Source organism: Prevotella sp. MGM2 (genome assembly GCF_002933955.1).
GTDB lineage: Bacteria > Bacteroidota > Bacteroidia > Bacteroidales > Bacteroidaceae > Alloprevotella.
On sequence record NZ_BEWW01000092.1, the window covers coordinates 1 to 576 of the forward strand.

At 56.2% G+C, this 576-nt stretch carries 2 protein-coding genes; both read left to right on the top strand.

Annotated elements, in window-relative coordinates:
- Positions 1-217: hypothetical protein (locus C5S62_RS13765; protein WP_223301107.1), on the top strand; the 217-nt coding region annotated here is incomplete at its 5' end.
- A partial coding sequence (locus C5S62_RS02090; protein WP_148665644.1) for a phosphoadenosine phosphosulfate reductase family protein occupies positions 214-576 on the top strand: 363 nt, incomplete at its 3' end. The genes C5S62_RS13765 and C5S62_RS02090, both read left to right, overlap by 4 nt.

A 576-nucleotide genomic window follows, 5' to 3' on the forward strand; every position in this document is an offset into this window, starting at 1 on the left:
GCGTGAAAAACAGGCTGCCGGCCCTTTGCCGGTTCCTCTCCCCTTGCCGGCGCGAAACGTCGGCGGCCTTGCGCCGGCTGCTAAAACAGCAACTAATGGCGGTCGCGCTTGCGCCAGTCGGGAAAAATCCATAACTTTGTCAGGCAAACGCGAAATACCCTCATTGTCCGGCCGATGCGCCGGTTTAAGCAAACAGACAACAACTACGACAATATGACCGAAAATTATAGTCTGAGCCACCTCAAGGAACTCGAAGCCGAGTCCATTTACATCATCCGCGAAGTGGCCGCGGAGTTCGAGAATCCTGTCATGCTCTACAGCATCGGCAAAGACAGCAGTGTCATGGTGAGGCTGGCTGAAAAGGCTTTCGCCCCCGGACGTCCCCCTTTCCCCCTGATGCACATTGATTCCCGTTGGAAATTCAAGGAAATGCTTCAGTTCCGCGACTGGTATGCCCGCGAACACGGGTGGCAGCTCATCGTGGAAAGCAACGAGGAAGCCTTTCAGGCTGGTGTGGGGCCTTTCACGCACGGCTCGAAAGTGCATACCGACCTCATGAAGACGCAGGCCCTGCTC